Origin of the sequence: Paraburkholderia sp. RL18-085-BIA-A, assembly GCF_046027075.1 — a bacterium.
Lineage (GTDB): Bacteria > Pseudomonadota > Gammaproteobacteria > Burkholderiales > Burkholderiaceae > Paraburkholderia.
Genome location: NZ_JARESU010000057.1, coordinates 49,971 through 57,403 on the forward strand (window position 1 = coordinate 49,971; position 7,433 = coordinate 57,403).

6 protein-coding genes are annotated in these 7,433 nt (G+C 64.2%); 4 read left to right on the plus strand and 2 right to left on the minus strand.

Features of this window, described 5'->3' with window-relative positions; all coding sequences use genetic code 11:
- Positions 1–77 precede the first annotated feature (77 nt).
- A complete protein-coding gene (locus P0D89_RS30110) occupies positions 78–572 on the plus strand; it encodes a DUF421 domain-containing protein (RefSeq protein ID WP_408357708.1) in 495 nt (164 codons plus the stop codon).
- 49 nt (positions 573–621) lie between these two features.
- Here P0D89_RS30110 and P0D89_RS30115 read toward each other — a convergent pair whose 3' ends face one another.
- On the minus strand, positions 622–2,019 hold the full coding sequence (locus P0D89_RS30115) for an MFS transporter (protein WP_408357709.1): 1,398 nt from the start codon (positions 2,017–2,019) through the stop codon (positions 622–624).
- A gap of 227 nt (positions 2,020–2,246) precedes the next feature.
- Here P0D89_RS30115 and P0D89_RS30120 point away from each other — a divergent pair, with 227 nt between their 5' ends.
- Positions 2,247–2,396 (plus strand): hypothetical protein, encoded by a 150-nt coding sequence (locus P0D89_RS30120; protein WP_408357710.1) that lies wholly within the window; start codon positions 2,247–2,249, stop codon positions 2,394–2,396.
- 262 nt (positions 2,397–2,658) lie between these two features.
- On the opposite strand, the gene P0D89_RS30125 is transcribed toward P0D89_RS30120, so the two are convergent.
- The gene (locus P0D89_RS30125) at positions 2,659–2,805 is read right to left on the minus strand and encodes a hypothetical protein (RefSeq protein WP_408357711.1); all 147 of its coding nucleotides are present in this window, start codon (positions 2,803–2,805) and stop codon (positions 2,659–2,661) included.
- A 452-nt stretch (positions 2,806–3,257) separates the two neighbouring features.
- Between P0D89_RS30125 and mprF the strand changes: the two genes are divergently transcribed.
- Positions 3,258–5,810, plus strand: coding sequence for a bifunctional lysylphosphatidylglycerol flippase/synthetase MprF (gene mprF / locus P0D89_RS30130; RefSeq protein WP_408357712.1), 2,553 nt, complete (start codon positions 3,258–3,260; stop codon positions 5,808–5,810).
- Positions 5,807–7,072, plus strand: coding sequence for a virulence factor family protein (locus P0D89_RS30135; protein WP_408357713.1), 1,266 nt, complete (start codon positions 5,807–5,809; stop codon positions 7,070–7,072). The genes mprF and P0D89_RS30135 overlap by 4 nt, the downstream gene beginning before the upstream one ends.
- Positions 7,073–7,433 lie beyond the last annotated feature (361 nt).

A 7,433-nucleotide genomic window follows, 5' to 3' on the forward strand; every position in this document is an offset into this window, starting at 1 on the left:
GTGAAAGTCGCAAGGCATCTGGAATTTGTTTCGGATAACAGAAGATCGAGACGGCGGCACGCCGCGAGGAGGGCGATATGATGGACGCGATCTTCGTACTGTTCGGCGAGGGCAGGAATCTCGACCCGTTACAGATGGGCATGCGCTCGATCGCCGTGTTCCTGATCGCGCTCGTGCTGATACGCGTATCGGGCCGGCGCTCGTTCGGGCAACGCTCACCATTCGATTCGGTGGTGGTGATCCTGCTCGGCGCCACCTTGAGCCGCGCGATCGTCGGCGCGTCGCCGTTCGTCGCCACCGTCGTCGCGTCGTTGGCGATCGTGCTGTGTCACCGGATGCTGGCGTGGGGCTGCATGCGCTCGCGCCGGCTCGAGCGGCTGGTGGGCGGCGTTGAACGCGAGGTGTTCAGCAACGGCGCGTTCAACGCGCACGAAATGGATGCCGCGCTGATCACTTCGACCGACGTGCAGGAAAGCGTGCGGCAAAAGACCGGATCACGCACGATGGACAACGTGGCCGCGGCGATTCTCGAACGCAACGGCGAAGTGAGCGTGATCCGCAAGAACGCTTGAGAGCCGGGTGAGGAACGCGTGACCAACGTGTAAAACGTGCGCGCGGCGCTCAACCGCGGCCGCCGCGCGAGATTTCCGCGCCGGCGCCGCGCGGCATGCGCAGCGTGACCGGAATCGACGCGAACGAACACAGGCCGACCACCAGAAACGCCGGCCAGAAATCCGACCACGTGATGCTCGGATGCCCGTGCAGCATGCGCGAAATCTGCAGCACGATCCCGCCGACCGTCACGCCGAGCCCGAGCGACATCTGTTGCACGACGCTGCCGAGGCTCGTCGCGCGTCCCACGTCGCGGCTGGCGATCTCCGCATAGGTTAGCGAGTTCAGGCTGGTGAATTGCAGCGCGGGGAAGAAGCCGCCGAGCAGCACCACCATCCAGATGATCCACGTCGGCGTGCTCGGAAAAAACAGCCCGCATGCCGCGATCGACAATCCGGAAAGCGCCGCGTTGACCACCAGCACGGAGCGGAAGCCGAATTGCCGCAGCACGCTCGATGCGACCGTGCGCATGAACATGCCGCCGAACGCTGACGCGCAGGTGATCAGGCCGGATTGGAACGCGCTCATGCCGTGGCCTTCCTGCAGCATCAGCGGCAGCAGGAACGGCAATGCGCCGAGGCCGATCCGGAACAGCGAGCCGCCGAGCACGCTGGCCTGAAACGTCGGCACCTTGAAAAAGCGCAGGTCCAGCAGGGGGCGTTCGACGCGCTGCGCGTAAGCGACGTAGACCGCGAGCAGCACGGCGCCGCTCGCGCACATGCCGAACGCGTCGGCGTTGGAAATCAGTTCGCCGCCCACCAGCGACAGGCCAAGCAGAAGCAGCACCGCGCCCGCCGCCGACAGCAGGAAGCCGATCCAGTCGAGCGGGCCCGGATGCGGCTCGCGCGTGTTGGCGATGTACTTGTTGGTCAGATAAATGCCGAGTATGCCGATCGGCACGTTGATGAAGAAAATCAGGCGCCAATGCAGATAAGTGGTGATGAAGCCGCCAAGCAGCGGGCCCGCCGCGGGGCCGAGCATCGCGGGCACGCTCAGGTAGTTCATCGCGCGGATGAAGTCGGACTTGTCCACCACGCGAAAGATGATGATTCGCCCGACCGGCACCATCATCGCGCCGCCGACGCCTTGCACGAAGCGCGCGAGCGTGAACGTGGCGAGCGAGTTGGACGCCGCGCACAAGAGCGAGCCCGTCACGAAGATGCCGATTGCGGTGCGGAAGATCGTGCGCGCGCCGAAACGGTCGGCCAGCCAGCCGCATACGGGAATGAACACGCCGAGTCCCAGCACGTAGCTCGTCACCGCGATTTTCAGCGTGACCGGATCGCGGCCGAAGTCGCGCGCCATCGCGGGCAACGCGGTGACGATCACGTTCGCATCGACGCTTTCCATGAACATCGCGCAGGCGACGATAAGGGGCGCAATCAGAGCTTTCTGGACGGCGGTCATGAAGGCAAGGCTGCGGCGGGTTGTCGCAGGCAAAGGGGCATTATTGCACCTGTACGGTGCGGATTGTTAATAGTGCAGCATGGTGATGGCGCCCTTTATGGTTCGCGCCCGCTGGTGTGACGACGACGCAACAGATCCGCTGTCTCGTTAATAGTTGTTGCGGTGCCGCATAAGAAGACTATAATCGGGTTATTGCCTAGGTATAAACCCTATACAGGAGTCCGACCATGAACACCGCTTCCAACACCGCCGCCCGTGCAACCTCCGCCGCTAACGTCAGCCTGTTCGGCAAACTGCGCGCTCTGGCGCTGCATGCGCTGAACCTGCATCTGCAAAACTGCGCCGTGATCGCGGAAGCTTATCGCCGTCCGCTGTAAGGCTAGGCGCGCCGCTGCTCTGGCCGTAAAGCAGGGTGGGGCGCCGGAAAGCGCTGATCCGTCGAGTTCGCGGCCTTTGCGCTTTTCGGGCTGTTCAGGCAGCGCACCGCCGTGATCTATCGCACAACGCCCGCTCATATAGCGGGCGCTGTGCTATGTGGCTCCGCAAAATCTGGGGCGGTTGAATCGGCGGCCATGGCGCGACCCGGTTCAGCCGAAAGTCCCTTGCGCTGTCAATGCCGAATTTAAGTGTGCTGCGCGGCTAGTCATCGGCGCCGGCCGGTCCGGTCGAAGCCGCGGCGCGCATCCGGTTCGATCGCGTGGACAAGGCGCTCATCAATAACACCGTCCCCAGTAGTCCGATCAGATAAATGCCTGTCGTCAGCCAATCCTGATCCGCCATCTTCATTATTCACCTTCAATTCCCTGACATCGCCCCGTAAACGCGCTGCATTTCACCGGGCATTGGACTCGATTACGGCGCGTCGGGTGAAAATCTTGATGGCAAAAATTCCCTTTTTAAAAAAAGCCGGCGGGATAAAGTCATACCGAAAAAGGGTTGCATCTGCATGTGAGCGGGAAAATTCGCGTTGCAGGCTGCGTGCGGGTTTCCACCGACCCGCGCCCCAAAAAACAGCCTTAACCGGCAATATTGACCGGCATATTCCGCACTCCAGCGGCTAAATAGCGGGGAAATACCCTGCGCTGTCAACCTTTTGCACACTTTGCCGTTATCCCTTTGTAATCGCCAAATCAGGCGACGCAGCGATGGACGATCCATCGTCGCGACAGCTCCACGCAAGGCCCCCCGCATTGACCATGTTCCATCGACATAACAACAAATTCGACCGGCTACGCGCAATGCTCACTCGCCTCTCCAAGACGCTCGGCAAGCGGGAAATCCTCTCGCCTCTGTTAGCGCTCGTGATTTGCGGGTTGCTGCTGGTCGTCTTGCAGCATTTGTCGCAAGCGGTCGACTACCGCTCGGTGATCCGCCAGCTGCGCGAGCTCAGGCCGGGCGAGTGGACCGCCGCGCTCGGCGCCACCGCGCTCAGCTACGTGGCGCTGGTCGGACGCGATGCCGTCGGCTTGCGCTACCTGGGCGCGGCCGTGCCCCGCGTGGCGCTGTGGATCGGCGCAACGGCGGGCTCCGCGCTCGGCAACGCCACTGGCTTCGGCGCGTTGACTGGCGGCGCCGTGCGCGCGCGCGTCTACGGCGTCGCGAACATCACGCCCGCGCAAATCGGCCGCATGACGGTGTTCACGAGCGTGTCGCTCGGGCTCGCGCTCGTGCTGATGACGGCGCTTGGCATGCTCGGCATGGCCGGCCAGCTCGCACCGCTGCTGCACCTCACCCCCGACACGCTGCGCTGGAGCGGCGCGGCGCTGCTGATCGCGCTCACGCTCGCGGCTGCCGCGTGCCGCCGCGAAACCCGCCCGATCCGCACGCGCTGGGAGTGGCTGTCGTTCGACATTCCCGCGCGCCGCGATCTGCTCGCGCAAGTGGCGCTCGCGGTCCTCGACGTGGTGGCCGCGGGCCTCGCGCTGTGGGCGCTTCTGCCGCATGCGAACGTGAGCTTCGTGACCTTCATCACCGTCTATGCGGCAGCCATGCTGCTCGGCATGATCGGCCACACGCCCGGCGGTGTCGGTGTCTTCGAGGCGGCAATGGTGTTCACGCTGAGCGGCAGCGTGCAAACGCATCAGATGGTTGCCGCGCTGCTGGCCTATCGCGCGATTTATTTCGGTGTTCCGCTGATCGTTTCGGCGGCGTTGCTCGCGGGCTTCGAAGGCCGCGCGCTGAAAGACCGCTTTCCGCGGCTGCACGCGCAGCGCGCGTCGGAACTCGCGCCGCTGTTTCTGAGCCTCGTCACCTTCGTGGTCGGCGGCATGCTGGTGATTTCCAGCGCGACGCCCGCGTTCTGGCAACGCATTCATATGCTGCGCGACCTGGTGCCGCTGTGGGTGCTTGAAAGCTCGCAGATGCTATGCAGCGTGCTCGGCGTGCTGCTGCTATTCGTCGCGCGCGGTTTGCTGCGGCGTCTCGACGCCGCGTGGTGGATGACGCTGCTGCTCGCGGTGCTGAGTCTCGCGCTTTCCCTGACCAAAGGTCTCGCGTTCGTCGAGGCGGGTGTGCTCGGCATGTTGATCGTGCTGCTGGTGTCCACACGCCAGCGCTTCAATCGCCATTCGTCGCTGTTCGCGGAGCGCTTTACGGCGGGCTGGCTGGTATCGGTTGCGATGGTGCTGATGCTGGCCACGTGGGTGATGCTGTTCGCGTTCCGCGACGTCCCGTACACGCGCGACCTGTGGTGGCAATTCGCGTTCGACGAGCGCGCGCCGCGTGCGTTGCGCGCGACGCTGGCCGCGAGCCTGTTCGCCGCGACCTTTTCGTTCTGGCAATTGCTGCGTCCGGCGGCCGGCCGTTTCGTCAAACCCGAGCCCGAAGATCTGCGCGACGCGGCGCGGATCGTGCGCGCGCAGGAGCGCAGCGACGCCGGTCTCGCGCTGATGGGCGACAAGAGCTTCCTGTTCTCCGAGTCGCGCGAGGCGTTCCTGATGTACGCGAAAAACGGCCGCACGTGGGCCGCGCTGCATGATCCGGTGGGTCCGCGCGAAGAGTGGGCCGGTCTGATCCGCAAGTTCGTCGCGCTCGCGCATGCGCACGGCGGGCGCGCGGCGTTCTATCAGGTGCGCGCCAACGCATTGCCGCTTTACCTCGACGCCGGGCTGACGCTGATGAAGCTCGGCGAGGAAGCGCATGTTGTGCTCGACGATTTCGATCTGAAGGGCTCGCATCGCGCGCATCTGCGCTATGCGCTCAAGCGCGGCGAGCGCGACGGCTTCACGGTCGAAGTAATCGATCAGCCGAACGTGCCCGCGTCGCTCGAAACGCTGCGCGAGATTTCCGACGGCTGGCTGGGCAGCCGCGACGCGCGGGAGAAAAGCTTCTCGGTGGCTGCGTTCAACGACGAGTACCTCGCGGCGCAATCGGTGATGCTGGTACGCCAGAACGGCGAACCCGCTGCGTTCGTCACCTTCATGACGACCGATATGAACACCGAGGCGACAGTCGGCGTGATGCGTCACGTGGAAAGCGCGTCGCCGTATGCGATGGAATATCTGTTCACTCAACTGGCGCTGCATCTGAAGCAGGCGGGGTTCCGCTCGCTCAGTCTCGGCATCGCGCCGCTCTCCGGCATGCAGCCGACGCCGCTCGCGTCGCGCTGGCACCGGCTGGCCGGCGTCGTGTGGCGCTTCGGCGGCCGCTTCTATAACTTCCGCGGCCTGCGTGCTTTCAAGAGCAAGTTCCAGCCGCATTGGGAGCCGCGCTATCTCGCGGCGTCGGGTTCGGTGGGCGTGTTCTTCACGCTCGCGGACCTGTCATTGCTGGCAGGAGGCCGGCGTTCATGACTTTGCATTCGATCTTCAAGGTCGCCGTCGCGGCGAGCTTCGTGACCTGTGGCGCACTCGCGCAAGCGGCGACCACCACCGTGCCCGGCGGCCGTTATGGCGATGTCACGGTGACCCAGCCGGCCGGCCCGTTGCGCGGCTTCGTGGTGCTGTATTCGCAGGCGAGCGGCTGGACCGCAGCCGACCAGCAAACCGCCGATGCACTTGCGAAAGCGGGCGCGTTGACCGTCGGCGTGGATACCGCGCGTTATGCGGCCAATCTGAGCGCGAAGAAGGAAACCTGCCATCAACTGGTGGGCGACGCCGAAGCGTTGAGCCACCAGCTCGAACGGCAATCGCAATCGAGCCACTATTTCGCGCCGATCGTCGCGGGCACGGGCCAGGGCGCGACGCTCGCGATGCACGTGCTCGAACAGGCGCCGTCGAACACGATTGCCGGCGCGGTCTCGGTGGATGCCGAGCATGCGCTCGATGCGCGCTTCCAGCCGTGTCCGCCGGACCCGACGGTGATCCGCGACAAGGTGCCGGGCTTCGTCGAAACGGCGAGCACGGGCAACGCCGATCGCGCGCGCCTCGTCGCGTTGCTCACGCCGCACTTGCAAGCCGTGTCGACGAGCGCTGACGACGTCTCCGATCTGCCGCTGATCGAGTTGCCGGCCGCGCATCCGAACGGCCTGATGGCGATCGTCATTTCCGGCGACGGCGGCTGGCGCGATCTCGACAAGACCATCGCGCAGGCGTTGCAGAAAGACGGCGTGTCGGTGGTCGGCTGGGACAGCCTGCGCTATTTCTGGAGCGAGAAGCCGCCCGCGCAGACCAGCCGCGATCTCGCGCGCGTGATGCAGACCTACGGCGCGCGTTGGCACGCGGAGCACATTGCGCTGATCGGCTATTCGTTCGGCGCCGACGTGATGCCGTTCGCGTACAACCGTCTGCCGCAAGCGCAGCGCGCGAAGGTGTCGCTGATCGCGTTGCTCGGCTTTGCGCCTGATGCCGATTTTCAGATCCGGGTGGGCGGCTGGCTCGGCATGCCCGCGAGCGACAAGGCCTTGAAGGTACAGCCGGAATTGACGAAGGTGCCTGCCGCGATCGTGCAGTGCTTCTATGGTGCGGAAGAGGAGGACACGTTGTGTCCGGCGCTCGATAAAAGCGGTATCGAGGTGATTCGCACGTCGGGCGATCATCACTTCGGCGGTGACTACAACGCGATGGAGAAGCGCATTCTCAGCGCCTTTAAAAAGCAGAGCGGTGTGCGTGACTGATCGTGGCATCGTGTGAAGCGAGTGCTTGGGCGAAGGGTCGGCGGCAGCAGGGTTGACAAAGCGCGCCGACTCAACGAAGATCGACTACATGAACTGCCTCGACATCCGTATTGCGCTGATTATTAGCATCATTCATCGAATGGTGGGTTAGCGCGCGTCTGATAGCAGTGACACATTAACCCGCCCCACGAGGCGGGTTTTTTATGTCCGCTTATCTGCCTGCCTCCTGGTGAACTCTCTGCTGATCCGTTCTTGCCATACAGGAGCTTGCCTTGTCGTCACACACACTCGAATACGCGCACGCATATGCTGCGGAAGCTACCGACAGCGTCGCGCTGCGCCACGACTACCTCAAGAAGAT

Bases quoted from the DNA above. Each gene is read 5' to 3' on its own strand.
- mprF (WP_408357712.1), top strand. From the start codon at position 3,258: ATGCTCACTCGCCTCTCCAAGACGCTCGGCAAGCGGGAAATCCTCTCG.
- P0D89_RS30115 (WP_408357709.1), bottom strand. From the start codon at position 2,019: ATGACCGCCGTCCAGAAAGCTCTGATTGCGCCCCTTATCGTCGCCTGC.
- P0D89_RS30110 (WP_408357708.1), top strand. From the start codon at position 78: ATGATGGACGCGATCTTCGTACTGTTCGGCGAGGGCAGGAATCTCGAC.
- P0D89_RS30120 (WP_408357710.1), top strand. From the start codon at position 2,247: ATGAACACCGCTTCCAACACCGCCGCCCGTGCAACCTCCGCCGCTAAC.
- P0D89_RS30135 (WP_408357713.1), top strand. From the start codon at position 5,807: ATGACTTTGCATTCGATCTTCAAGGTCGCCGTCGCGGCGAGCTTCGTG.
- P0D89_RS30125 (WP_408357711.1), bottom strand. From the start codon at position 2,805: ATGAAGATGGCGGATCAGGATTGGCTGACGACAGGCATTTATCTGATC.